This is a genomic window from Lactobacillus sp. ESL0230, from assembly GCF_003692805.1.
Classification (GTDB): domain Bacteria; phylum Bacillota; class Bacilli; order Lactobacillales; family Lactobacillaceae; genus Lactobacillus; species Lactobacillus bombicola.
The window spans coordinates 1-24667 of the sequence record NZ_REHI01000001.1 but is presented as its reverse complement, the minus strand read 5'-3'; the positions used below and the strand labels follow the sequence as shown (position 1 = coordinate 24667).

At 35.6% G+C, this 24667-nt stretch carries 25 protein-coding genes and 1 tRNA gene; 3 read left to right on the top strand and 23 right to left on the bottom strand.

All coding sequences use genetic code 11. The annotated features are described in order from the left end of the window. Positions 1–2: 2 nt before the first annotated feature. The 9 genes from F5ESL0230_RS00125 to F5ESL0230_RS00090 form a co-directional block, all read right to left on the bottom strand. Positions 3–2105, bottom strand: coding sequence for a DNA methyltransferase (locus tag F5ESL0230_RS00125; protein WP_122021082.1), 2103 nt, complete (start codon positions 2103–2105; stop codon positions 3–5). Between the two features lie 90 nt (positions 2106–2195). Continuing rightward, positions 2196–3422, bottom strand: a complete 1227-nt coding sequence (locus F5ESL0230_RS00120) for a tyrosine-type recombinase/integrase (protein ID WP_122021081.1) — start codon at positions 3420–3422, stop codon at positions 2196–2198. A 43-nt stretch (positions 3423–3465) separates the two neighbouring features. Beyond that, positions 3466–3645: an AlpA family transcriptional regulator gene (locus tag F5ESL0230_RS00115; protein WP_122021080.1), complete on the bottom strand. Its 180-nt coding sequence runs from the start codon at positions 3643–3645 to the stop codon at positions 3466–3468. A gap of 2 nt (positions 3646–3647) precedes the next feature. Continuing rightward, entirely contained in the window at positions 3648–3869 is a 222-nt protein-coding gene (locus tag F5ESL0230_RS08510; protein WP_233551627.1) for a hypothetical protein, read from the bottom strand. 158 nt (positions 3870–4027) lie between these two features. Further along, positions 4028–4822, bottom strand: coding sequence for a replication initiation factor domain-containing protein (locus F5ESL0230_RS00105; protein WP_122021079.1), 795 nt, complete (start codon positions 4820–4822; stop codon positions 4028–4030). Between the two features lie 113 nt (positions 4823–4935). Continuing rightward, positions 4936–5730 (bottom strand): FtsK/SpoIIIE domain-containing protein, encoded by a 795-nt coding sequence (locus F5ESL0230_RS00100; protein WP_122021078.1) that lies wholly within the window; start codon positions 5728–5730, stop codon positions 4936–4938. Further along, entirely contained in the window at positions 5720–6022 is a 303-nt protein-coding gene (locus tag F5ESL0230_RS08505) for a hypothetical protein (protein ID WP_233551626.1), read from the bottom strand. The genes F5ESL0230_RS00100 and F5ESL0230_RS08505 overlap by 11 nt, the downstream gene beginning before the upstream one ends. Before the next feature lie 42 nt (positions 6023–6064). Continuing rightward, on the bottom strand, positions 6065–6271 hold the full coding sequence (locus tag F5ESL0230_RS08500; protein ID WP_233551625.1) for a hypothetical protein: 207 nt from the start codon (positions 6269–6271) through the stop codon (positions 6065–6067). Between the two features lie 10 nt (positions 6272–6281). Then, positions 6282–6728: a hypothetical protein gene (locus F5ESL0230_RS00090; RefSeq protein WP_122021077.1), complete on the bottom strand. Its 447-nt coding sequence runs from the start codon at positions 6726–6728 to the stop codon at positions 6282–6284. 186 nt (positions 6729–6914) lie between these two features. On the opposite strand from F5ESL0230_RS00090, the gene F5ESL0230_RS00085 reads away from it, so the two are divergent. Beyond that, positions 6915–7634, top strand: coding sequence for a helix-turn-helix transcriptional regulator (locus tag F5ESL0230_RS00085; RefSeq protein ID WP_158593038.1), 720 nt, complete (start codon positions 6915–6917; stop codon positions 7632–7634). Positions 7635–7943: 309 nt separating this feature from the next. Here the strand turns inward: F5ESL0230_RS00085 and F5ESL0230_RS00080 are convergent. After that, positions 7944–8016, bottom strand: a tRNA-Thr gene (locus F5ESL0230_RS00080). A gap of 148 nt (positions 8017–8164) precedes the next feature. Between F5ESL0230_RS00080 and F5ESL0230_RS00075 the strand changes: the two genes are divergently transcribed. Both F5ESL0230_RS00075 and F5ESL0230_RS00070 read left to right on the top strand, forming a co-directional pair. Further along, positions 8165–8863: an MgtC/SapB family protein gene (locus F5ESL0230_RS00075; protein ID WP_122021075.1), complete on the top strand. Its 699-nt coding sequence runs from the start codon at positions 8165–8167 to the stop codon at positions 8861–8863. 116 nt (positions 8864–8979) lie between these two features. Then, positions 8980–10179 (top strand): DUF2974 domain-containing protein, encoded by a 1200-nt coding sequence (locus F5ESL0230_RS00070; RefSeq protein WP_122021074.1) that lies wholly within the window; start codon positions 8980–8982, stop codon positions 10177–10179. A 65-nt stretch (positions 10180–10244) separates the two neighbouring features. On the opposite strand, the gene F5ESL0230_RS00065 is transcribed toward F5ESL0230_RS00070, so the two are convergent. From F5ESL0230_RS00065 to dnaA, 13 genes are all read right to left on the bottom strand, one after another. Next, positions 10245–10403, bottom strand: coding sequence for a YtxH domain-containing protein (locus F5ESL0230_RS00065; RefSeq protein WP_122021073.1), 159 nt, complete (start codon positions 10401–10403; stop codon positions 10245–10247). A gap of 169 nt (positions 10404–10572) precedes the next feature. Then, the gene (gene dnaB / locus F5ESL0230_RS00060; protein WP_090093293.1) at positions 10573–11955 is read right to left on the bottom strand and encodes a replicative DNA helicase; all 1383 of its coding nucleotides are present in this window, start codon (positions 11953–11955) and stop codon (positions 10573–10575) included. Between the two features lie 38 nt (positions 11956–11993). Then, positions 11994–12449 carry a 50S ribosomal protein L9 gene (rplI, locus tag F5ESL0230_RS00055; RefSeq protein WP_122021072.1) on the bottom strand — a complete coding sequence of 152 codons (456 nt, stop codon included), beginning with the start codon at positions 12447–12449 and terminating at the stop codon, positions 11994–11996. Positions 12450–12463: 14 nt separating this feature from the next. Beyond that, the gene (locus tag F5ESL0230_RS00050) at positions 12464–14482 is read right to left on the bottom strand and encodes a DHH family phosphoesterase (RefSeq protein WP_122021071.1); all 2019 of its coding nucleotides are present in this window, start codon (positions 14480–14482) and stop codon (positions 12464–12466) included. Positions 14483–14623: 141 nt separating this feature from the next. Beyond that, positions 14624–14860, bottom strand: a complete 237-nt coding sequence (gene rpsR, locus F5ESL0230_RS00045) for a 30S ribosomal protein S18 (protein ID WP_090093298.1) — start codon at positions 14858–14860, stop codon at positions 14624–14626. Positions 14861–14883: 23 nt separating this feature from the next. Further along, the gene (gene ssb / locus F5ESL0230_RS00040) at positions 14884–15405 is read right to left on the bottom strand and encodes a single-stranded DNA-binding protein (protein ID WP_118895857.1); all 522 of its coding nucleotides are present in this window, start codon (positions 15403–15405) and stop codon (positions 14884–14886) included. 47 nt (positions 15406–15452) lie between these two features. Continuing rightward, the gene (gene rpsF, locus F5ESL0230_RS00035; protein WP_090093300.1) at positions 15453–15749 is read right to left on the bottom strand and encodes a 30S ribosomal protein S6; all 297 of its coding nucleotides are present in this window, start codon (positions 15747–15749) and stop codon (positions 15453–15455) included. Between the two features lie 209 nt (positions 15750–15958). Beyond that, positions 15959–18448 carry a DNA gyrase subunit A gene (gene gyrA, locus F5ESL0230_RS00030; RefSeq protein WP_122021070.1) on the bottom strand — a complete coding sequence of 830 codons (2490 nt, stop codon included), beginning with the start codon at positions 18446–18448 and terminating at the stop codon, positions 15959–15961. 10 nt (positions 18449–18458) lie between these two features. Then, positions 18459–20423 carry a DNA topoisomerase (ATP-hydrolyzing) subunit B gene (gyrB, locus tag F5ESL0230_RS00025; RefSeq protein WP_122021069.1) on the bottom strand — a complete coding sequence of 655 codons (1965 nt, stop codon included), beginning with the start codon at positions 20421–20423 and terminating at the stop codon, positions 18459–18461. Then, positions 20413–21552 carry a DNA replication/repair protein RecF gene (gene recF, locus F5ESL0230_RS00020; protein ID WP_122021068.1) on the bottom strand — a complete coding sequence of 380 codons (1140 nt, stop codon included), beginning with the start codon at positions 21550–21552 and terminating at the stop codon, positions 20413–20415. Before recF ends, gyrB begins: the two co-directional genes overlap by 11 nt. Positions 21553–21563: 11 nt before the next feature. Further along, positions 21564–21785, bottom strand: a complete 222-nt coding sequence (gene yaaA, locus F5ESL0230_RS00015; RefSeq protein WP_305019947.1) for a S4 domain-containing protein YaaA — start codon at positions 21783–21785, stop codon at positions 21564–21566. A gap of 210 nt (positions 21786–21995) precedes the next feature. Continuing rightward, positions 21996–23126: a DNA polymerase III subunit beta gene (gene dnaN, locus F5ESL0230_RS00010; protein WP_122021067.1), complete on the bottom strand. Its 1131-nt coding sequence runs from the start codon at positions 23124–23126 to the stop codon at positions 21996–21998. A gap of 173 nt (positions 23127–23299) precedes the next feature. Further along, positions 23300–24667 (bottom strand): chromosomal replication initiator protein DnaA (dnaA, locus tag F5ESL0230_RS00005; protein WP_233551624.1); only part of this gene is annotated, 1368 nt, incomplete at its 5' end.

Genomic DNA, 24667 nt, shown 5'->3' with positions numbered 1-24667 from the left:
CTTTAACCTCTAATATTTATTCTAAAGTTATCTAAGTAATCTTTATATAATTGATATGTTTCCTTCTTTTCTAGATTGCTAATCATTTCACGATAAGCATCATCGGAATTCGTTACTATAAATACTGTTTCAATATTTGAATCATCAGAAATTTTATTAATAAACTCATGATAATTTCTTTCATTTAACAAAATAGCAAACTTGTTTTTAGGAAGAATCATATAATTTGGTAACGCAGTATCGTTAGCAATAGATGGACATTCACCAATACTCCCTGCTTTCATCCAAAGTATCGATAATAGTTTTCTAAACTGCTGTCCTAACGCAACAGAATTTCGATCTAAAAATCCCAGCTTAAAAAATATAGCATTTGTTTTAAAACCATCTGACATTGCTGTATTTTCATCGATATATTTCCCTTTTATTTTATTCTTTTTTAAGTCTTCGCCCTTTATACTGCATACAGTTCTTGGCCAAGTCACATATTGTGCTATACCTAATCGTTCCCATTCCTGATCACCTGGTTTATAGCCTTCATTAGATAACGTCTGAGATTCATCATAAGATACTTCATTATTCGTTACCATAATACATCTTCTATGCCCGCCATCACGTCTATTCAACAAATTGACTGCATGTAAAGTTGTACCTGATCCAGCAAAGAAATCTAAAATAAGAGCATTCGGATTATTTTTAACGAAAAAGTTAATTGTATCTTCAACTGCATAAACAGATTTAGGATAATCAAATCGCTTTTCACCTATCACTTTATTTAAAACATCTGAGCCCAATTTTCCTGCATTATGAGAGCTCTTATTCCAAACCGTTTTAGGCATTGTATATGGTACATATTCATCATCGGAAATCACATGTCCTTCGGGTCCCATTTTTACATGAATTTCACCATTATCTATTCTTTTAATTGTACCAGCTAATAAATATTTCAACGCATATCTATCATTTTTTGAATCATAACTCGATATATACGCATAACCCTTATTCAATAGTTCTTTAAAGCTCGAAGAAACTAATCTCCAGATTCCTAATTTTCCATCTTTTTTTATTGGATATATAGCTCTATAGCCATTGATATATTTCGGTGTTTCAGGATTTGCTCCCTTCAGTGGTGGTAAACAATCAATGACCTTTAGTTTCTTTTCATCTACTAAAATTGGATAACATAATTTTGTTTCTTTTTTTCGTATATTACTTTGTCCACTACGCAAAAAAGATTCCCAGGAAAGACCACCTTTAATTCTAGAGCTTTTCTTTTTATTTTCTGAAAATAGCATATCATCTGAAGTCTTTGCTATTTGAACATTTCCGATCATAACAAAGAATATATATTCATCTACTCTTGAGAATTCATTCATTCTACCGGTACCACTAGGATTAATTACAGTTGTAATCATTTGAATATGAGCTTCTGGAAATAATTCCTCTAATAAAAGTCCTAAACGTAAATACTCCTTTTCATCTATAGTAACAATCAGTACAGAACCTTCAGGTTTTAATAGTTTCTTAGCAAGAACTAGTCTTTTTTTCATAAAAGATAGCCACTTGCTATGCTTATATAAATCACTTTTATCAACGTAATCATTATTATATTTCCAATCTTTTGATCGACTATTGTATGGTGGATCAATATAAATTACGTCTAATTTTCTTGCATATAGATAATCTAGTAACTGTAACGCATGGTAATTATCAGCTTCAATAAGCGTATGCCACAAGCTAGAATTTGGCGCATTTTTTACCTTATCAATAGTTTTTAAGTACGGAAATATTGGATCCCCGAATTCAGCAACCGTAATTAAATTATCTTTTTTAGTTTCAATCCTTGTATGATCCTTAATATTTTGACATAAAGCATTTTGACCATTAATTTCAACAACATAGTACATATCAGAGATATTTCCATCTTTAAATGCAACTTTAGATCCCTTTTTTACTTTTACATCATATAAAGGGGTAGCCTCTACCATATGATTTTCAAAGACCAATCCAAGTTTTTTATTATTTCTAATTCTATTCGCTTCTTGTTGAATTCGTTTCCTTAAATTCTTATCCTTAATTTGTTCAATTAAGTCATCTATTGCAGCCATATACTTTTCCTCTTTTATTCTTTATCTTTATTCATTATATCAGTATTTAAAATCACCAAAAATAGGACTAGAGCTTTCTAGTCCTATTTGTTAATTACTAATTAAATCTAGCATTTCCTCATTCTTATCTTCATCTACATGGACATAAGTCCGCATAAACATCTTTAAAGAATGTCCCAATCTACTTGCCGCCCACGGATATGACATACCTGGAGTATTACCCAACTTAGTTGCAACTGTATGACGACAAGTATACATCGTTACATTCAAATCATTATTTTGAGTATTTACTTTCTTACAGAGCTTTTTCAACATCTCATTCATACTCTTTTGAGTTATAGGATAACCTAAAGAACATAAACTATAATCTGTAATATTTAACAATATTCTTTCATTTGGATTAAGCAAACTATTCTCTTTAAGTAATTCTAACTGATGGTGATGAAACTTCTTCAATAACTGCAAAAGTGGTTCAGAAAGAGGGAGGGTTAGTCTAGATTCTCCACGTGGTCTACTCTTCAAATGACCGTTAAGATGCTTTTCCTTTTCACTCCAGGAATCATTTATTTGAAACACTTTAAATTTTCCATCATTAATAATTTGATTCCACTTTAGTGCTTGAATTTCTTGCGGTCTCATACCCGTATCTAATGCTATTAAAATAGCAATCCGTGTAGTCCAATAATTTACTCTACATATTCCTAGTTCTTTATAAATCTCTGCTTTAAGAGCTTCAATTTCACTACTAGTAAAAACATACTTTTTTGTAGCTAAGCTCATCTCATCACGTCTAAAGAATTTAGATAATGGTTTCATTGGAACGGGGTTTCTCGTAATTCCCACATCATTCAAAGTTGAAAAATATCCCCTCAAATTCTGTAACTGCCTGTCTACCGTGGTATGAGGGGCTACAGTTGTTTTATGAGTCTTAACATAATTTCTAGCGAAATTACGCATATCTTTTTCCTTAATGTCTTTAACTTTTTTCCTACCGAAATATTGAGAAACAAGTTTAACAGTATATTTCCAATTATCATAAGTAGTAATAGATGACCAGCATCCCGAAGCTCTCTCTTCTTCAACATAATTATTCAATGTTATCGAAAGTGGCTGATTTAACACATTTAAATTAACTTCTTGACGCGCGCGATATTCAACCCACATTTGCTCCTCCAGTCGTTTTGCCTCACGTTTACTGCTTGTCTTAGTAACTCTACTAGGTACAGGTATTGTTTTACCAGTTTCATTATCAGTTGGCTGAATTCTAACCCTATACTTACACTCATTTTTTCCTGATTTAATTTGTGTAATCGCCATATTCTTTCTCCATAAAAGGCCTAGCATATTGCCACGCCCTCACTTACCTTTGACTATTTACTAATAACCAGTCCTGTACTTCTTTTAAGACGTAATATTTACGGCCTTGATTGCCTAATTGATGGTAAGGGCAACCTTCTTTTCTAATTTTGAAGAAATATGTATAGCTAATCCCTAACTCTTTAGCGATTTGTCGGGCATTAAGTAATTCCTTGCCAAACATTGTTATCGTCCTTTCTTTTTGTCTTGTTCTATAAGTTCTTGCTTTAGATTCGACAAATACTTTTTAAAATCTAATTCTTGAACAGCATCTCTAATAGACGCAATATCATTATCAATTTTGTCTGAGTGGTAATAATGACCTAGAGTATCTGAATTTGACAGAAAGCAATTGATAAAATCATAAAAATCTTTTAGTCCATCATCACCGAATACTTCTTTAATCAATGTTAAAACACCACCTGCGCCATTATAGAGAAACCAAGTAACTTTTCTATTTAGCGTTGCATCTAATTATGGCTTTTCAATTTCCTGCAAGCCATTTCCCTTAGCCAAATCTTTTAAGACTTGCCATTCCTTAGAAGAATGTAATTTTTCATCTGCCATTATTCCTCCAGGCTATCAACTAATGACCATCTCTCTAGAACGCAACCGACTAAATAGGGATAAATATTATCTGTATTTAAACCCGAAATTAAAGTTCCAATTTCTTTTGCAAGACGATGTTTACATTCGCCTTCTACTCTGACCCAATCTGCACACTCACAAGCTAAAGTTCTATAAAGCCCATCTGGTCTAGATTGTTCAATTTTCTTATCATAAATTCTTAAGAAGGCATCACTTTTTCGACTGCCAACATATAGAGTTTGGGCCTCATTGGTTGTGCCAACTATTTTGAATCGATTAGAGCTGATTTTATTCCCCTGAGCATTTAAGAAATAGGATTTCTGATCTTTCAATCTTAGACTAATGTCATTGACAGAAAAGCCATAATTCATTAGATCCGTTGCAATGTCAATTCGTGATAGATGCCCATCATATTCTTGATATAGCTTTTTTATGATCTGATACCAATCGACTTTTAAGCCATGCATTTCAGCTAGACTTTCATACAATGCTTTTCCAGAAGCGGTGAATTCGATTAAGATTCCCATATCCTTACGCGCTTGATTCCACATTACGGAAACGCCTGTATCAGAGCCAAAGTTATACGAAGTCGTATAGCCGTTATGACCCTTACCAGCTGATGTCTCATGGAAAAGCCAATTTAAATGTAAAAGCTTATCAGCTAATATGGCTTCATTAGGTATTTCACCATTATTACACTCAACTCGATTGACATACTCATAAGGTATGTTCAATCGAAGCTGATCAATTTTAATATTCGCTGTCTGCTTCATGATAATCATCTTTCCGTAACACCCATATTATTAAGTGGGTGTTGCCAGCCCGCTCACGCTTGGACATCCCATTCGTGCGACTCCGTCTCCCGCCAGCTGGCAACTAAATCAAATTAGAACTTCCAATAACTAGATTCATCGACATATTTTGATGCGTCAAAATTATTTTCTAGCCGAGTAATTACCATTGGTACATCTATATTTGTCATATCAGGTGATACAAATGGAGTAGGGTTGCTTATCTCCTGTCCATCTGAATAGATAAGCCCATATCCTGGCTTATTTGGTATTAATGGTAACGCCTTAATATCTTTTACCATTGGATAAGCCATTCGATAAGTTTCCGAGTCTGCTTGTCCCATAACGATTCGCGTACCTAACTGTAAGGTAATATCACGATCTAGGATAGTCGCATCAATTCTCTGCCCAGAAATTAGGGTAAATATTCCCGCTTGCCGTCCACGTAGAATAATTTGGCGAAGTTCTCCCATGATTTCTTTCTTGTTTTTACCTGCTTCAGCAAGCATCGCAGAGACTTCATCAATAACTAATAGATATGGTCGATAGCCATATTCAGAAAAGTCTTGACCCCATTTTCCATTCTTGAAGTGCTCATATCTAGCGCTCATATTCTCGTTAATGATTCTTAGTAATCTAGCTATCTGGTTAGTAGTACTTGCTACTACCTTCTCACCATTATTCAAAAAATGACTAAGCCCATACATATCTGCTCTTTTAGCATCTACTATATAAAGACCACAATCACATTGAGACAACGCCTTAAGCATAATATACGTGGTCGTATTAGTTTTTCCTGAACCACTTCGACCAACGATAAGAAGCCCACCCGAACCTTTAAGACTAAAATTAGTATTTTTATCTAGCTGAATTTCAAAATTAGAATGCATCTTCTGTAACCCTCATTTGTTGCTTATCAACGCTTCTTAACAGATATCTTGTATAAGATAACTGGTGATCTACTGATAGGACATTCATGTTAAAAGTTTCTTCTAATCTGCTATTTAAGCTTCTTGTTGCATCAGCATGCTTGATTCCATTAGGATAAACAGTAATGTAAGTACCTTTCGTAGTTTCTTCATAGATAATTTTGGCACCATATTCAACCTTTCTTTCATTGAAAGTGGATGTTTCTTTTTTCTCTGCATAATCTATAAGTTGTTCAGAATGAATAATACGCATTAATTGCTTATAAATCTTATAGTTAATGATATAGAGATTAATCTATTTCCAACAAGGATAGCTTAAGGGTATAATGAGTAGTAAAAATGGATATGCAAGAGCAGTATAATTACCACTACTCAACAAATGAGGTGCAACTTTATATTCAACGCCAATTGATAAAGCTAAAGTTGCCAGCGTTACCATTTTCAAACTGTTAGGATCACCTAGCAGTTTTTTTGTATCCAAAACTATTTTTTTGCTCGTCATATAATCACCTCTATAAGTTCATTGCTTCTTGAGGGCTAACTTCTAATACTCGGATATTTGAGGCAGATAACCCTTCATTACCATTAAAGTTCCAATGGCTAAGATCATCGAATGCTACTACTTTATTCTTCTCCAATCCTAGTAATAACTTCTTATTTTCCTCTTCATTAATTACACTTTCACTGCCTTTAATCTTGACGGTTAATACTGTTCCAATTGGTAGTCTTGTCCTAGAGCTAACAACTCTTACTTCATATACAGCACGCGGAAGTGTTTTAGCTTCATCATTTGGATCTTGTACTTCCTCTGTTGTTCCACTTAGTAATAAGAAACATTTACCAATGGCTTCAACCAGCGGTCGTGTTAATGCCGATTGAATTGGAGTTCTTTTACTACTACTGTCGTTAAAGGTAGAAAGTAATTCACCCTGTTTTGTAATATTATTATTTACTACCATATTAATCTCTCCTTTCAAAATACTTTTAATATGGATATCTACAGATTTACATTTTTGCTCTTCTGTCTGATAATGTCTAATCTGTCTATCAATAGATTACCATATAACTATATTCTGTCAACAAATAAGTATTTTTTTGTCAATTTTGTCTGCTATAATGACTATAGATTAGAAAGTAGGACTATTATGAAAAACAGAATTAGAGAAATGCGTGAAAAACAAGGATTCACACAACAACAATTAGCAGACATCTTTGATGGACGCGGAATTAATGTATCTAAAGATGCTTTATCTAAATATGAAAATAATCTAAGGAATCCTAGTGAATTAAAATGGCAACAAATGGCAAACTATTTTGGCGTTTCTACTGATTTTTTAAAAGGTAAAGGTATTAGAAAAACTGAAATAGTTGATAAGCTAATTGAAGATATCCATAAAAGATACTTTGACTTCCATAACAAGATAAATTTTGACAATGGTCAACTTCGTCAATATGTAACTGAATATCTAATGTACACTGGACAAGCTATGGTTCCATTAAGCTTTTATCCTAATGGAGGACCTTACAAATTAAATCCTACAATAAAAGAATTTTGGAAAGGCTGTTTTAAACAACTAATTGAAGACCAAGACTTTTTAAGTAGCTTAGAAGGCATTCAAGATGATAAACAATTCCAAATGAGAATATTAATTAAATTGATGCCAATTGTAGAAAAATTAAGGTCTGAATCAGATATTGGAAAATTCTTAATTCAAAATAATCAGAATAACCAAGATATAGTAGATGTAATAATGTCTAAACAACTTTCAGAATCTGAAGAGGAACATAATCAAAGAATTGTAACAGCTCTAAAGAAACAAATAGATTTTTTGACAGAATACTATAATAAGTACAAAGATTTATAATGAAATGTTTCATACCAAATTAAAGAGACCCTTACCTATTTTTTCGTAGATAAGAGCCTTTTATTTTTTACATATATACAGATGCCTTATTTTTATACACTAAAAAAAGCCTATCATATCAACCTTCTATAGATTCTTGCCACACAGTTGCCACACTGAAATTTTGTGTGGCATTTTTTGTGGCGAAATGAAGTATTCACAATTATTTTTAAATATTAAAAAATATTCAAAAGTAACAAAAAATCCTGTCATCATAAGCTTTTTAAAGCTTCGATAACAGACTTGAAAACTATTAAGTTGTTCGTCTAATGCTGACTAGAGGATTCGAACCTCCGACCTCATCATTACTAGTGACGTGCTCTGCCAACTGAGCTAAGTCAGCGTTGTTAACTCAACAACGATATTTATTTAACCATATTAGTTGCTAATATGCAAGTCCTTTTTTGCTTTTTTTTATTTTTTCTTAACTACAATACTATCTCTGTTATTAAGCGTATAATTAAATTTGGATTTAAAAAAGGAGGAATATAATGGCTATTTTAATACCATTCGCTACAGAATTTTCTTGGATATTGCGGATTATCGTCGCTTCCTTATGCGGTGCTTTAATTGGTTATGAGCGCGCTATTCAAAGAAAAAGTGCAGGGGTAAGAACCCATATTGTTGTTGCCTTTTCATCTTCATTATTCATGATAATTTCTAAATATGGCTTTAACGATCTACTTAAGATGTCTAACATTGCCTTAGACCCTTCAAGAATTGCTGCTCAAATTGTTACTGGAATTTCCTTTATCGGTGCTGGAACTATTTTAATAAAAAAGCAGCAAATTTCCGGTCTAACAACTGCAGCCGGTATCTGGGCTACAGCAGCTATCGGGACAGCCATCGGCTCTGGACTTTATTTATTGGGTATTACAGCTACCTTGCTCTTGTTTATCGTACAAATGCTGTTTCATGATGATAATTTAATAGATAGAATTATTCGTCATATTCGCTTTAATATTCAAATTGAAACTGTCAATAAACCGCATATTCTACAAACAATTGAGCATGAGTTGACTGCTAATCACGTTGAAAGTATTTCTGTAAAAATAATGGATGTCAGTGATGAACGAATTATCTTTGTTGTTGATGGCATTATTAATAATAATATTGATGAAAATAATATTATTATGGCTTTGCGCAAATATTCGGATATTAAACGAATTAGTTATACAACTAATGGGTAAATCATTAAATAATAAACATTAAGCAATAGTTAATTCTATTGTTTTTTTGTCCTTATTTTTTCATTACGGACCAAATCAATTTAAAATGTAGTTATATATCAGAAAGGGGTAATTTTATGTCTAATTCACTTGATTATTTACGTTGGCGTGGTGACTTACTATTTACCGAAAAGCCGTTCAACAGTGTCGATGCCTCTTTATTAGCATCCTTAGCATACTTACCTGCCGACAATTCTGTTGTTAACCATACACTTGGTGAGTTAGCCAAAAAGTTGCAGAGCTTACCCTCTTTTCAACATCAAATGCATTCCGAAACTGCTGCTGAAATTTTATTACTTGCTGAAAGCCCGCGCATAGGTGAGATAAAAATTCTTGACTGGACTACGCGCTTGGAGAAGGAACCACATCCCCTCCAATTTAGTGCAGCTACATTTATTATTGACGATAACACAATTGTTATTGCCTTTCGTGGTACTGATGGCTCAATGATTGGCTGGAAAGAAGATATGCGCATGAACTATTTGCCAGAAATTTATGGGCAAAATGTTGCTGCTGAATATCTAACAACAATTGCTAAGCAATTTTCAGATAAACGGATTTATCTTGTAGGTCATTCAAAAGGGGGAAATTTTGCTCAATATGCACTAAGTGCAGTTGATGCCAACATTCAAAAAAGAGTTATCAAAGCAATTAATTTTGATGGCCCGGGCTTCTTTCGTAAGGTATATACCAGTGACGGTTTTAAACGTGTCCTACCCCAGATGAAAACTTACATTCCACAGGGATCAGTTTTTGGTGCTATGCTCGATCATCCTGAACAAACTTTAGTTGTTAAAAGTACTGCCCCCATGCGCAATCAACACGATCCACGTCGTTGGTCCGTTGCTCGCGATAGTTTTACTTTAGCTGAAGGATTATCTGCAGGCAGTCGGGTAATTCGACATGCACTGATTAATTTTAATAATTCGATTCCTAAAGAAAGACGCGGCGAAGCTTTTGCTGATTTATTTGAAGCATTTGAAAACATGGATATTAATGAGTTGCATCAACTGACCAACAATAAATTAGTGGGTACTTATCGGTTAAGTCGTGCTTTACTGGCGCTTGAACCACAAGAACGCAAATTGCTCACCCAAATTTTTACCAGTATTTGGGATTCATATAAAAACAATATGACTTTACCTTTAATGGCAAATAACTATGAACTTTACCCTAAAAGCAATGATTCTGCAGTAGCTCCCATATTTTATGAATTTTATGATTCAGACCATCCCCAGCTTAAATTACCAATAAAAGTTAAAAACAAAGCTCATTAGTGTTTCACATGAAACAGAAAAAGGCGAAGGACAATCATGTCCTTCGCCTTTTCAGTAGTTGAGCGTTATTTCTTCATATTTTCTTTAACGTCATCAACTTTATCTTTTACATTTTCGGTTGCTTCTTGCGCCTTATCCTTTACGTTGCCAGCAGCCTGCTGCATTTTTCCTTTAACTTCATTAGCCTTACCAGCTAATTTATCTTTTAATCCTTTATCAGCCATAATATTATGTCCTTTCCCTAAAAAATTAGCGAAAATAATATGTTTACCTCTTAATAGTACAATTTATTATAATCATTGTCACTAAAAACGCTTTATTTTTTACAAGTTTTAGTTATTACTAGTAATCTATAAAGGTTTATTAAATAACACATATAATTTATATTGTTACTCATTTTGGTGGTTGATCGTGACTATAATCGAGATTTGAAAAGCGATTATACGGTTTGGAAAACATTAATTTTACAGTTCCACGGCTACCTGAACGATTCTTTTCAATAATGACCTCTACTTCACCATTTTCATTATCAAGGTCACTATTCTGTTGGGGACCGTCTTCTTGATCCTCATCATGATAATAGTCATCTCGATATAAAAATGAAACAATATCCGCATCTTGTTCAATTGAGCCAGACTCACGAATATCTGATAAAATTGGCCGCTTATCTTGACGCTGTTCCACTGACCGCGATAATTGCGATAATGCGATAACTGGGACATGAACTTCTTTAGCAAGCTTCTTTAATTGCCGAGAAATTGCTGAAACTTCTTGTTGCCGCGATTCACTACGTGGGCCTTCAATCAACTGTAAATAATCAATTACTATTAGACCTAAGTCGCCTGTTTCCTTAGCCAGCCGCCTTGATTGGGCCCTAATTTCGCTCATTTTAATGCCTGGAGTGTCATCAATATAAATTTGCGCAGTTGCTAAGGAGCCTGAGGCAACAACTAATTTTTGCCATTCTTCCTCATCCAATTGTCCCGTTCGCAGATGTTGCGAATTAATTAGCCCCTCAGAAGATAACATCCGTTGAACAAGTTGCTCCCCACTCATTTCTAAAGAAAACATGGCTACTGTTTTATGAACATGCAGGCCCACATACTGTGCCACATTCAATGCAAAAGAAGTTTTACCCACACCTGGTCGAGCTGCAATAATAATCAACTCATCGTTATGAAATCCAGTTGTCATTTTGTCTAATTCGACAAAACCTGTCGGCATCCCTGTAACCATATTACCATCTTCAGGGATTTGATTAATCTCTTCAATCGTTGAATTGACAATTTCTTTAATTCCCCGAAAACCATTAGCATTATTTTCAGAGGAAACATTCATAATTTCGCTTTCTGCATTATCCAGAATATCAGTTACATCTTCTGAATCTTGCATCGCATTAGTTATGATTTTTTGACTTGCAGAAATAAGACGCCGCAATAGTGCCTTGCGATGGACAATTTTAGCATAATACACTATATGAGCAGCTGTTGGCGTTGCCATTGCCAGGTCAGAAACATAAGCAATTCCACCAATATCATCCAATTGATTTTTCTTAGTTAATTCATCCTGCAGAGTGACCGGATCAATCTCATCTTCACGATCAGATAGATCTATCATTGCCTGAAAAATTAATTGGTTAGCCTTTTTATAAAAATCACTTGGTTGAACTTCAGCACTGGCATCAGCTATTGCCGCTGGATTAATAAAAATTGCGCCTAAAACTGCTTTTTCCGCTCCATCATCATGTGGTACCTGTTGCGAAATAATATTATCCATTAATTAAAACCACTTTTATCAGCTTGCACTTGAACATGTTAATCTTGTTCAGTAATATGAACGCGAATTTTACCCTCTACACCTTTAAATAACTTAACAGGTACATTGGTATACCCTAAAGTTTTAATCGGCTCACGCAGGTTTAATTTGCGCTTGTCAACCTTGATACCAAACTGCTCTTCCAAGCCCTCAACAATTCGCTTACTTGAAATTGAGCCAAACAAACGTGAATCAGAACCAGCCTTTGATTTAAAATTAACCACAGTTTTATCTTGGTCAAGAAGAGCCTTTACTTTTTCAGCTTCAGCTTTTTCACTTTCATAAGCAGCTTTTTCATTAGCAGTGATCCGCTCTAAAGTATGCATATTGGCCTTAGTTGCCGCCTTAGCCAAGCCTCTCTTAATTAAATAATTTTGGGCATAGCCATCAGGGACTTCCTTTACTTCACCACGTTTTCCACGACCTCTAACGTCTTCAGTAAAAATAACTTTCATTGTTTTCTCCTTTACTATTCATTTTCTTGCTCATAAGTATCCACTGCTTCAACCAATTTGGCAAGTGCCTCATTCACAGATACATCTTTTATTTGGGTAGCTGCATTAGATAAGTGCCCCCCGCCACCAAGCTTTTCCATAATGACTTGCACATTAATTTCACCCATTGATCGAGCTGATATACCAATCGTATCTTTACTCCTACGCGTAAGCGCAAAGCTGGCCTCAACATTTTTTAAATCAAGGGCTGTATCTGCAGCTTGAGCAGTAATAATTGAATCTATTATCTTATCATCAGGTCCACATAAAACAGCCATCTGCGGTTTGATCATTTTCAAGCTACTAACTAAACGAGTACGTTCTAAAAAACTATCAATATCCTCTTTAAGTAGTTCGCTAACCCCAACAGAACTAGCACCAATTGAGCGCAAATAACTCGCTGCATCAAAGGTTCGGGTCCCTGTACGCAAGGAAAATTCTTTCGAATCAACTGTAATCCCTGCTAGCATTGCGGTTGCTTCAAGATCCGTCAAGACTCGTTTGCCAGAACTAGGCTGCTGATACTCAACCATTTCTGTTACCAATTCACAAGCTGATGAAGCATATGGTTCTACATAAGTTAGCATTGGATTTTCGGGAAATTCTTCCCCCCGGCGGTGGTGATCAATTACAATAATTCTGTTTTTCAAGCGATTATATAATTCTTTAGAATAGGTTATCGAATATTTAGAATGATCAACCATCACTAATACCGACTTATCCGTTACATTTTCTAAGGCTGCACTAGCTGAAATAAATAAATTAGTCTTCTCCTTTGCTTGCTGCAACTTATTAACTAGCCGGCCAACATCATAATTTGTCTTATTTAAGTCTAAAACAACGTTAGCTTGCACCCCGTGCAGCCGTGCAATCTTAACCACGCCAATGCCACTACCAATTGAATCCATATCAGGATTGGCATGGCCAACCACAAATACCCGATCTGCTTCCTTAAAGAGCTCACTAATTGCCTGTGAGACCATACGTGCTCTGACGCGCGTCCTTTTCTCCATCGGATTAGACTTACCACCATAAAAACGCGCTGCTTGCCCTGGTTGGCTTAAAACAACTTGATCTCCGCCACGTCCTAAAGCTAAATCTAGGTTAGATTGCGCTTGATTGGCAAGTTCGAGAATCAAACTACTGCCAAAAGCTATTCCAATTGATAGGGTTAAAGGAGTATTATTACGACTAGTTTCTAAGCGCATTTTGTCTAAAACTGAAAACTTATCCTGTTCCATTTTAGTCAAATCTTGCATATGAAGTAATAATAAAAAATGGTCTTCATCAATTCGCTTTAAATAAGCATTATAATTTTGGGCATATTCACTTAGAGTATTTTGCACATAGGAACTAGTTGTCGATAGTTCTTGATCACTCATCGTTTCACTTAATTCATCATAATTATCAATAAAGATTTGGCCAAGCACTAATAATTCATTATTATATTTTTGCTCAATTTTGGCATAACGGGTAATATCAAGTAAATAGACCACATTTAAATCACCTTGAATAACCATTTCAAATTCATGGTTATCCCAATTAACAATATGATTTTCAGCAGTTTTAGCTTTGAGTGACTCGTCAATTAACTTATCTAGCTCTGGATCAACTGATTTAATCGTATGCCCAATTAAATCCTCATCTTTTAAATAAAGTTGCAAATATGGATTTACCCACTGAATTTGCCGGTCTTCATCATAGAGCAAGATACCCAGTGGCATCTTAATCATCGCCTCTTGCTCACTACGCTTAATTCGATAAGACAAATTAACAGCGAAATTATTGGCATTACCAGCAAGGATATAGCTACCATAAACAACACACGCGACCGTGAGAATAAAAATTACTCCCATTGCTAACCCAAATAAAGGGTTAATAATTAGCGCTACAATACTGCCTAACAGAGACAAAACTAAAATGATAATTACTGAAGCAGTTAACCGTGAATCCTTAACAAAAGCAGGTAATTCATTACGTAAAAAATCTTTCATGTAAGATCCTTCCTAAAGTAATGTAAAACATATCAGTTTTATTATACCTTGTATTTACAGGATAAGAAACTTTCTAATACTTAACTAAAAAACGTACTAAGTTTTCAAAAACTTAGTACGTTTAAATTTTTATTAGACTAATTAGTCTTCAGTAACAAATGGCAACAAGCCCATAATGCGAGCTCTTTCGATTGCCTTAGCTACTTTACGTTGATTCTTAGCGCTAGTGCCAGTGACACGACGTGGTAAGATTTTACCTCTTTCTGAGATAAAACGTTTCAACAGATCAACGTCCTTGTAGTCAACGTAATCAATATGGTTGGCTGCGATAAAGTCAACCTTACGACGACGGTGGCCGCCTCTTCTTTGTTGAGCCATATCCTAGGTCCTTTCTTTAAAAGTTAGAATGGAAGATCGTCATCCGAAATATCAATTGTATCACCCGAACCAGCGAACGGATCCTGCGTTACATCCGGCTGATTATTAATTGGGTTATTTTGATTAGATGCTCCCATATTAGGCGAACTAGTGGTATTTGGATTACCAAAGTTGCCGGTATTATTCGGTGTAAAATCACCATTTTGGCCACGGGCTTCACGCTCTTTGCGTGATTCAAGCAGTGAAAAGTTATCAACGACAACCTCAGTCACATATACTCTTTGCCCATCTTTATTATCGTATGTTCTGGTTTGAATCCGGCCATCAATACCAACAAGTGACCCTTTTGACGTAAAGTTACAGAAGTTCTCTGCGGCCTTGCGCCAAATGACACAACTGATAAAGTCTGCTCCTCTCTCACCTTGAGCGTTAGTATACTGACGATCAACAGCAAGAGTAAACGTAGCAACCGAGATTCCACTCCCAGTAGTACGTAATTCAGGATCACGTGTTAAACGGCCGACAAGTACAACTCGATTAATCATACTATAGGTCCTCCCTTTCCTAAATCACGAAAACGATAACGTTTTGCCTATTTATCTAATTTAACAGTCATTGAACGTAAAACAGCAGTATCAATCTTAGATAGACGATCAAATTCATTAACTGCATCTGCGTTATCAGCAGTGAAAACCATAATATGGTAAGTTCCCTCACGATATTTGTTGATTTCGTATGCAAAATGACGCTTTTCCCAGTCTTTTGACTCAACCATCGTACCACCATTATTGGTAATAACTTTATCATAGTTTTCAACTAGCGCCTTCTTTGATTCTTCATCAATATCAGGCTTAATAATATAAGTTATTTCGTACTTTGTAGTTGTCATACTAGTGCACCTCCTTTTGGACTAAATGGTTCTTGCTAAAATTCAAGAACAAGGAAAGTAATCAATTTATTACTCACAATCTCTAATTTTAGCACAATACTAAAAAATTACCAAACTATCTTCACGTGATCCTACAAAAGATTTTACTCTCTTCATAGAATAAATACGTCAAAATGTCTGATAATTTTTTAAAAATTTATAGTTGAGGCTTAGCCTTTTATGTCCTCATCTTGGCTTTCTTTTTCACCAACTGTTTGATCTTCTTCTGCTGGAACTATTGCCAAACTGGCTACCTTATTTTCAGCATTAACTTTAATTAAGCGAACCCCAATTGTACTACGTCCAGTTTGCGAAACATCATCAATTTTAAAGCGAATCATAATACCATCATTGGTAATCACCATAATATTTTGGGTACTATCAATTACGGTCACGCCAGATAAGGGACCATTCTTTTCAGTAACATTAGCAGTTTTAATTCCTTTACCGCCACGCCCCTTAGTTGGATATTCAGCAGCAGATGTACGTTTGCCGTAACCTTTTTCAGAAATAACCATAATTTCATCTTGATCACTCACAACACCAGATCCAACTACATAATCATTAGCACGCAAGTTAATACCACGTACGCCAGCAGCTGTTCTACCCATTGAACGAACTGTGGTTTCATTAAAGCGAACTGCATAACCTAAATGGGTTCCAATTAAAATATCCTGTTTACCATCAGTTGATAAAACATTGGTTAATTCATCGCCATCGCGTAAAGTCAACGCAATCAACCCACTATTTCTGATGTTAGCAAATTCACTAACATGAGTGCGCTTAACAACTCCTAACTTAGTAATAAAGAATAAATATTGGTCATTTGCATCTTCAGGGATATTAACGATTGTTTCAATCTTTTCTCCCTTTTCCAATTGCAATAAATTAACTATTGGTAAGCCTTTAGCGGTCCGACTAAATTCAGGAATTTCATAGGCTTTCTTAGAATAAACTTTACCTTTATTGCTGAAGAATAGTAACAAGTCATGGGTACTGGAATACATTAATTTTTCAATAAAGTCGCCATCTTTAATTCCCATTCCCTTGATGCCTTTACCACCACGATTTTGCGTTTTAAATTCATTAATGAGCATCCGCTTGATATAGCCACTATGGGTTAAAGTTAATAAAACATCCTGTTTTTCAATTAAATCCTCATCTTCGATTGAGATGACTTCACCATCGCCAATCTTAGTGCGACGTTCATCACCAAAACGTTTTTGTGTTTCTAATAATTCCTCATAGATAATCTCATTAATTCGCTCCCGATGAGCTAGAATATCCTTATAATCAGCAATTCTAACTTGCAATTCTTTATATTCTTCTTCAACTTTATCGCGCTCTAAGCCAGTTAAACGTACTAAACGCATATCTAAGATAGCTTGTGATTGCTTATCATCAAGTCCGAAACGACTAATCAAAGCTGCTTTGGCAATATCACTCGATTCACTCTGTCGAATAATTCGTACGATTTCATCAATATGATCTAAAGCAATCTTCAATCCAGCTAAAATGTGAGCTCTAGCTTCAGCTTTACCCAGCTCAAACTTTGTCCTACGAGTAACAACATCTTCTTGATGCTTAAGATAATATTCCAGCATTTGTTTTAAGCTTAAAAAATGGGGTGCGCCGTCAACAATCGCGACCATATTCATCCCAAAATTTGCTTGCATTTGCGTTAACTTAAACAAATTATTTAGTACAACACTTGCGCTAGCATCTCGTCGAATATCAATAGTTAGGCGCATTCCTGTCTGATCGGATTCATCTCGAACTCCGGTTATACCATCAATTGTTTTAGCCCGCGCCAAATCAGCGATTTTTTTAACTAATTCCGCCTTGTTAACTAAGTAAGGTAACTCAGTTACAACAATCCGTTCTCGGCCACTCTTTTCAGTTTCAATGGCAGTATTAGCCCGTACGACAATATTACCACGGCCAGTTTCATAAGCACGATAGATGCCACTACGACCCATGATTGTCCCTCCCGTTGGGAAATCAGGTCCAGGAATTGCTTTCATTAACTCCTTAGTCGTAACATCGGGATTGTCCATCACCATATGTATCCCTTTAATAACTTCTGATAAATTATGTGGTGGTATATTAGTTGTCATTCCTACTGCTATACCACTTGTACCGTTTACCAAAAGGTTCGGAATTCTAGCCGGCAAAACAATCGGCTCATTCTCAGAATCATCATAATTCCGCTGCCAGTCAATCGTATTTTTATTAATATCCCGTAACATTTCAACCGCAATTTTACTCATGCGGGCTTCAGTATACCGCATTGCGGCTGGCTCATCACCATCAACCGAACCAAAATTACCATGTCCATCTACTAACATGTAGCGGTAACTAAAATCCTGGGCCATGTGCGCCATCGCTAGATAAATCGAAGAATCACCATGGGGGTGAAACTTACCCATAACTTCTCCCACGATTCTAGCTGATTTTTTATATGGTTTATCCGGTGTAACTCCCAGTTCACTCATACCATAAAGAATACGGCGCTGTACTGGCTTTAAGCCATCCCGAACATCTGGTAATGCTCGAGCCACAATAACCGACATGGCATAATCAAGAAACGAACTATTCATTACGCTAGTCAAGTCAACATTTCTTATTCGATGATCCTGACCTTGATTGTCGTTATCCATTTAAACCTCCCTATGCATCTATATTTTCAACGTATTTAGCGTTTTCTTCAATAAATTTACGTCGTGGTGCTACCTCATTACCCATTAATAATTCAAAAACTTCATCTACATTTTTAGCATATTCAGGACTAACTCGATCAAGGCGACGATTTTCGGGATTCATAGTTGTCTCCCACAATTGCTCTGGATCCATTTCACCTAATCCTTTGTAGCGTTGCACCGTTGGCTTAGGACTAGGCTGGAGACTACCTAGGTAATCATGTAGCTCTTCATCAGTATCAAGGTATCTGATTACTTTACCCTGGCGCACCTGATATAGAGGTGGACGTGCAATATAAACATATCCCTTTTCAATCATTGGTTTCATATAGTTATAAAACAAGGTTAGCAACAAGGTTCTAATATGAGCCCCATCAACGTCAGCATCTGTCATAATAATTAGCTTATGGTATCTTGCTTTAGAGACATCAAAGTCAGCGCCAAAACCCGTACCTAAGGCTGTAAACAAAGATCTAATCTCTTCATTCGCTAAAATACGATCCATTGATGCTTTTTCAACATTTAAAATCTTACCTCTAATTGGTAAAATTGCTTGGGTCAACCGCGACCGACCTTGCTTAGCAGAACCACCGGCAGAATTTCCCTCAACAATAAACAATTCAGAAATGCTGGGATCATTACTGGTATTATCAGCTAATTTACCAGGTAAATTAGCAATTTCTAAGCCCGATTTTTTCCGTGTTACTTCACGTGCTCGCTTAGCAGCTGTCCGTGCCCTTTCAGCTAACTGCGCCTTTTCCACTATTTTACGTGCAACTTGCGGATTCTCTAACAAAAAGTTGTTAAAAGTTTCAGAAAATGAATGATCAACCGCAGTTCGAGCGTCAGAATTGCCCAGTTTAGTTTTTGTCTGTCCTTCAAATTGTGGATTTGGATGCTTAACTGAAACAACAGCAGTCATGCCTTCCCGAATATCTTCACCTGAAAGATTGTCATCATTATCCTTTAGCAACTTGGTCTTATGGGCATAATCATTAACTACTCTCGTTAAGGCCGTCTTAAAGCCAGCCTCATGCATTCCACCTTCATAAGTATGGATATTGTTAGCAAAAGTCATTAATGTCGTTTTATACCCAGTAGTATATTGCAAGGCAACTTCAACATTAATGTCATTGTAAGTGCCGTCAACATAAATTGGTTCAGTAAATAGAACGTCATTTCCCTTATTTAAAAATGAAACATATTCTTTTATACCGCCTTCAAAGTGATATACATCAGTTTCAGCACTTTCTTTTCGCTGATCAGTAAAGGTTAACTTCAAACCTTTATTCAAGAAAGCTAGCTCACGAATCCTATTTTTCAATACCTGATCATCAAATGAAGTAGTCTCTGTAAAAATATCTGGGTCGGGGAAAAAGTGAACAATTGTTCCATGCACACTCGACGGTACGGTTCCTGCAAGCTTCATTTCAGTATTAACCCGACCATGGTCAAAATCAATGTAATACTTCTTGCCATCACGCATAGTGGTAACGTCAAGTTTAGTTGACAGTGCATTAACTACCGATGCCCCAACACCATGCAATCCACCAGAAACCTTATATCCGCCACCGCCAAATTTTCCACCGGCATGTAAAACTGTAAAAACAGTTTCCAATGCTGGACGCCCTGTTTTCTTTTGAATATCAACCGGAATACCACGTCCGTCATCTTGAACAGTAACACTACCATCTTCGTTAATGGTAACTTCAATTTTAGTGGCAAATCCGGCTAGGCTCTCATCAATACCATTATCAATTATTTCCCAAACCAAGTGGTGTAATCCTTGAGAACTAGTTGACCCAATATACATCCCAGGTCGTTTACGAACAGCCTCAAGTCCACCTAAGACTTGAATTTGACTGGCATTATATTTATCAGCTTCTTTTTCATATTGTTTAATTTGATCAATATTTTCTTTTTTATTATCGGCCATTCAATTTCCCTTCTTCTAAATAAATTTTTCCAGACTTTATTCGAAATATTTTGGGCTTTTTTATTATTTCCCAGGAAATACCTGCAAGATCTGTTGTTGTTATAAAGGTTTGCGTTTTGCCATGAATATAATTTAGCAACGCATTTTGACGGTTGTGATCAAGTTCGCTCATTACATCATCAAGCAACAGCAGCGGATACTCATCTGTTAAATGATGAACCAGTTGTATTTCCGCTAACTTAATACTAAGTGCGATTGTCCTTTGTTGTCCTTGGGATCCATATAAATGAGCATCTTTATTATCTAACTCAAATTCAATATCATCCCGGTGTGGACCACTTAAAGTCGCTCCCTTCGTAATTTCATTAGTCTGATTTTTTTGAAAACTAACTCGCAGCTTACGATAAACTTCTTCTAAACTATCATGACTAGTAATATCACTAACTGAAGGTCTATAGATAACTTGCAGCAGCTCCCCACTTGAACTAATGTGCTTATAAGCCTCTTTAGCATATTTATCCAAATATCTTAAAAACTTAAATCGTCTTACAATTATTTCTGCAGCTACCCCAGCCAATTGATCAGATAGAACCTCTAAGAAGACAGTATCTTTTGTTCTACCTCTAGCTAGTTGCTTAAGGTAATTATTTTTTTGCTGTAATACTTGCTTATACTTACCAGCAAAATAAAGATATTCTGCATCAATCTGGCCAAATTCTTGGTCCATAAAACGCCGCCGCAGAGCCGGCGCCCCTTTAATAAGTTCTAGATCTTCAGGAGAAAATAAAATAGCATTTAACTGTCCAACATACTTAGAAAGTTTGGCTTGCTCAATACGATTGATCCAAGCTTTTTTACCTTTTTTTGTAATTAGGACGCGCAAGGACAAATCAAGCTGACTTTTATAAACACGACCTGAAATATTTGCATACTCCTGTTTAAAAGCAATTAAATCTTTGTCGTTATTTGTACGATGCGATCTAGTTAATGCCAAAAAATAAATAGCTTCGAGCAAGTTTGTTTTTCCCTGCGCATTTTGTCCAATAAAAATATTAACGTTAGGATCAAAATTAATATCGCACTGGTGTAAATTACGATAATGTTGCGCAATAAAATGCTTAAGGTACATCTTTTTGTTGCTTACCGAAATTTATATGTTTCGTCAGCTATTTCAACTTGATCATCCGGTCTAATTTTTTTACCACGCCGATTCTCTTTGACTCCATTAAGAAAAACCGGATTTTCCTGCAAGTACCATTTAGCTTGTCCACCCGATGAAATGATACTTTCTTCTTTGAGAAATTGACTCAGGGTAATATATTCGCCCTTTACTTTAAATTCCTTAATAATATCCACCTTCACCACTATAAACTTCTAATATTTCTTATATTAAGTATATTCGTTTCATCACTAAAAGACAACTTAAGTGGCAATATAAAGCCCTATAACCGCTGTTTTTCAAAATAAACATTTTATAGTAAAGGACTCAAAAATAAAATACAGCCCCGCATCTTGACCATTTTAACAAGGTCATACAAAAAAAGCCATTAGCTTAAATTAATGGCTTTTTTTCTAAAAAGTTCTAACTGGGGTAATTAATTGAACAAAGTCAATGTCCGTTTTATTTGGATTAACAGTAAACGGACGCAAAGGTTGCGTAAATTCCATAATTACTGCATCAGATACAGACGCGCGCAAGGCATCACGTAAGTAATCTGGGTTAAATGATATTTTCAAATTGCTACCAGTTAGTTGGCGAAAACTTACGTTTTCTTCAACATTACCAATTTCTGCCGACTCACCCGATAATTTAACACTTTGCTTTTCTGTATCTAAGGTTAAATCAACTACGTTATTACGTCCAGCATGGGTCAATAAACTTGCTCGATCAAGTGCGCTAGATAATTCAGCCAAATCAAATTCAACTTGAGTTGTACTTTCAGTTGGAATTAACCGAGCTGTATCTGGGTAACTGCCCTCAAGTAACCGTGAATAAAATAAGATATTACCAATTTCAAATAATACTTGGTTTTCACCTGGACAAACTTTAATTTGAGGATCTGTCTCACCAATAATTCGCGCTAATTCTAATAAGCTTTTTCCCGGAATAATTAAATCAGTTTCAGTTTGTGCACCTTGATCTAAAATTAGAGCACGACTTGATAAGCGATGTGAATCAGTTGCAACGGCATGAATCTTATTGGGACTAAAGGTAAAATGAACGCCCGTTAGTACGAGACGACTTTCTTGAGTAGCAACAGCAAATTGGGTTTCATTGATAATTTCACGGAAAGTTTTTCCCGAAATTATAAAAGCGGAATCGTCGGAAATTTCCGGTAATCTTGGGTAAGTATTGGAATCTAAGCCATTAATCGTAAATTCGCTATTCTCGGAAACAATTTGGGTTTGAAAGCTTTCTTTTACTTCTAGTGAAAATTCCTTACCTGGCAAACGCTTGATTATCTCACTAAAAAAGCGTGCAGGTAGAACAATTGATCCTGGAGAGTCGACTTTTAAATCTTCACTGACTGGAATGCGAATTTCAATTGATATTTCAGTATCACTACCTGTTAGCAGTAATTCATTTTCAGATAGGTTAAGTTTGATACCACTGAGAATAGGAATCGTTGTTCTAGAAGAGATTGCGTGCATGACGTTATTTAAATTATCGATAAAAAGATTTCGATTAACAGTAAATTTCATAATTGCCTCCTGTAATGGCTAATTTCTTTATATATTAATTATATATTTATTTAAGTAGTATTAGTAGGTCCTGTGATTTGTGTTGAAAAAGTAAGTTGACCCTAAAATAACGTAATTCGTACGGTTAAGAAGTTGTGTATAAGTCAATATCTTTTCCACAATAATTAATTTGGTTAGTGATCGAGCATTTGCTTTAAATCAAAAACTGCAGTCTTAATATCAGAATTAGTTTTAATTTCTTGGCTAATTTTTTCATAAGCATGCATCACGGTAGTATGATCTTTACCACCAAATTCTTGTCCGATTTTCGGCAAACTAGAATCAGTTAATTCACGTGACAAATACATGGCAATCTGGCGTGGGATCACGATTTGTCGAACTCTTTTCTTACCTTTTAACTCAAAAGTTGAAGTTTGAAAGTAATTTGCAACAACTTCTTGAATTTTAGAAATTTGCAGTCCTTGATTTTTTTGTACTAATTTGAGGTCGGCCAATGCTTCACGCGCTAAATTAACATTAATATCTTCATGCTCAATTGTGGCATGTGCCTGTACTTTGACCAGGGCCCCCTCTAGTTCCCGAATGTTAGTATCAACTTGTGAAGCAATATAATCTAAGGTGTTGTCATCAATAGTGAGGTTCTCTGCTTCCGCTTTTTTGCGTAAAATTGCAATTCGCGTCTCTAGGTCCGGAGGAGTAATTTCAACTTGCAAACCCCAGGTAAAGCGAGAAACTAATCTTTCAGATAAATCGGGAATCTCAGTTGGTAAGCGATCACTAGTCATGACAATTTGTTTTTGATCGTTATAGAGCGTTTCAAAAGTATGGAAGAATTCTTCTTGAATTCCTTCTTTTTTAGCAAAGAACTGAATGTCGTCGACTAATAATAAATCGCAAGTTCGGTATTTTTCCCGAAATTGATCTTGCGTTTTATTTTTGATGGAATTAATAAAATCATTAACAAAAGTTTCGCTTTGAATATAGACGATTTTAGCATTTGGACGTTCAGCCAGCATTTGATGACCAATGGCCTGCATTAGGTGGGTTTTACCTAATCCCACACCACCAAAAATAAAAAGTGGATTATAAAAACTACCAGGGCTATCCGCAACCGCTAATGCAGCGCCAGCAGCTAACTTGTTTCCTTCACCTTGGACAAAGTTATCAAAAGTATATTTTTCGTTTAATTTAAGATTGCGGACAAACGCATTTGGTGTGGTCTTTTGTGTCTGGCCCGTTGGCATCTTTGACTGTGAACTCGGTGTAACTAAGCGCTCGCTGCTACTAGTTTCTTCAATTCGAAAAATCGGAATGACTTCAATATTGGCATAACCATATGCTGATTGAATTAATTGAGCAGATAGGTTTTTTTCCCAATAGCCTTTGGTTACCGGATTTTGAACGGCAATTTTTAATTCATGGCTGGTCTGGTCAAAAGAAATAGGCTTGGTATGTTTGAACCAAGCATTATATGCTACTTCGTTAAAGCGTTGATGCATTTCAGTATTAAAATGCTCCCAAAATTCATTAATATCAAACTC

Excerpts from the sequence above, each read along its gene's own strand:
- F5ESL0230_RS00065 (WP_122021073.1), bottom strand. The coding sequence starts at position 10,403 with ATGGCTGATAAAGGATTAAAAGATAAATTAGCTGGTAAGGCTAATGAA.
- F5ESL0230_RS08505 (WP_233551626.1), bottom strand. The coding sequence starts at position 6,022 with ATGCGTATTATTCATTCTGAACAACTTATAGATTATGCAGAGAAAAAA.
- gyrA (WP_122021070.1), bottom strand. The coding sequence starts at position 18,448 with ATGGATAACGACAATCAAGGTCAGGATCATCGAATAAGAAATGTTGAC.
- rpsF (WP_090093300.1), bottom strand. The coding sequence starts at position 15,749 with ATGACAACTACAAAGTACGAAATAACTTATATTATTAAGCCTGATATT.
- F5ESL0230_RS00070 (WP_122021074.1), top strand. The coding sequence starts at position 8,980 with ATGTCTAATTCACTTGATTATTTACGTTGGCGTGGTGACTTACTATTT.
- dnaB (WP_090093293.1), bottom strand. The coding sequence starts at position 11,955 with ATGGATAATATTATTTCGCAACAGGTACCACATGATGATGGAGCGGAA.
- dnaN (WP_122021067.1), bottom strand. The coding sequence starts at position 23,126 with ATGAAATTTACTGTTAATCGAAATCTTTTTATCGATAATTTAAATAAC.
- F5ESL0230_RS00105 (WP_122021079.1), bottom strand. The coding sequence starts at position 4,822 with ATGAAGCAGACAGCGAATATTAAAATTGATCAGCTTCGATTGAACATA.
- gyrB (WP_122021069.1), bottom strand. The coding sequence starts at position 20,423 with ATGGCCGATAATAAAAAAGAAAATATTGATCAAATTAAACAATATGAA.
- F5ESL0230_RS00115 (WP_122021080.1), bottom strand. The coding sequence starts at position 3,645 with ATGTTTGGCAAGGAATTACTTAATGCCCGACAAATCGCTAAAGAGTTA.
- F5ESL0230_RS08500 (WP_233551625.1), bottom strand. The coding sequence starts at position 6,271 with ATGACGAGCAAAAAAATAGTTTTGGATACAAAAAAACTGCTAGGTGAT.
- rplI (WP_122021072.1), bottom strand. The coding sequence starts at position 12,449 with ATGAAAGTTATTTTTACTGAAGACGTTAGAGGTCGTGGAAAACGTGGT.
- F5ESL0230_RS00125 (WP_122021082.1), bottom strand. The coding sequence starts at position 2,105 with ATGGCTGCAATAGATGACTTAATTGAACAAATTAAGGATAAGAATTTA.
- F5ESL0230_RS00085 (WP_158593038.1), top strand. The coding sequence starts at position 6,915 with ATGAAAAACAGAATTAGAGAAATGCGTGAAAAACAAGGATTCACACAA.
- F5ESL0230_RS00050 (WP_122021071.1), bottom strand. The coding sequence starts at position 14,482 with ATGAAAGATTTTTTACGTAATGAATTACCTGCTTTTGTTAAGGATTCA.
- F5ESL0230_RS00075 (WP_122021075.1), top strand. The coding sequence starts at position 8,165 with ATGGCTATTTTAATACCATTCGCTACAGAATTTTCTTGGATATTGCGG.
- recF (WP_122021068.1), bottom strand. The coding sequence starts at position 21,552 with ATGTACCTTAAGCATTTTATTGCGCAACATTATCGTAATTTACACCAG.
- rpsR (WP_090093298.1), bottom strand. The coding sequence starts at position 14,860 with ATGGCTCAACAAAGAAGAGGCGGCCACCGTCGTCGTAAGGTTGACTTT.
- F5ESL0230_RS00120 (WP_122021081.1), bottom strand. The coding sequence starts at position 3,422 with ATGGCGATTACACAAATTAAATCAGGAAAAAATGAGTGTAAGTATAGG.
- F5ESL0230_RS00090 (WP_122021077.1), bottom strand. The coding sequence starts at position 6,728 with ATGGTAGTAAATAATAATATTACAAAACAGGGTGAATTACTTTCTACC.
- ssb (WP_118895857.1), bottom strand. The coding sequence starts at position 15,405 with ATGATTAATCGAGTTGTACTTGTCGGCCGTTTAACACGTGATCCTGAA.
- F5ESL0230_RS00100 (WP_122021078.1), bottom strand. The coding sequence starts at position 5,730 with ATGCATTCTAATTTTGAAATTCAGCTAGATAAAAATACTAATTTTAGT.